This window comes from Bowmanella yangjiangensis, from assembly GCF_017255015.1.
In the GTDB taxonomy this organism is placed as follows: domain Bacteria; phylum Pseudomonadota; class Gammaproteobacteria; order Enterobacterales; family Alteromonadaceae; genus Bowmanella; species Bowmanella yangjiangensis.
Genome location: NZ_JAFKCS010000713.1, coordinates 1 through 373, shown reverse-complemented (window position 1 = coordinate 373; position 373 = coordinate 1). Strand labels below are relative to the sequence as shown.

1 protein-coding gene is annotated in these 373 nt (G+C 66.5%); it reads left to right on the top strand.

Translation table 11 applies throughout. The features are described 5' to 3' along the window. Positions 1-170: 170 nt before the first annotated feature. A partial coding sequence (locus J0A65_RS26370) for a hypothetical protein (protein WP_206597141.1) occupies positions 171-373 on the top strand: 203 nt, incomplete at its 3' end.

Sequence of the window (373 nt, the reverse complement as noted above, 5' to 3'; positions counted from 1 at the left end):
AGGCAATGGGAACAGGCGCGCAGTTTACCCTGTCCCCCACCCGTGGAGCGCTCTCCGCCATGAAAAAGCTCGCCGCTGCAGCGCCCAGCCGCGCCGCAGGCAGTGGCAAGGGCGTCCGCTCGCCGTGACGACACGCATGGATGCAGAGCGCATGACCTCACGTAACCCGGATGAAATCCGCGGCATGGCCGCCGCCCCCCGGATTGCATCCGGGCTACCACCCCGCAAGGGCGGCTTCAGCCTTCGGCGTAGCACTCAGCAATGAAGCCAGGGCCTCCTGCAGATACGAGGCAAGCTCAGCTGGCAGTGGCCAGCAGCGTGCGCACCTTGGCTGCCGACAGGCTCTGCAGCTGGCAGAGGAAAGCATGATCGG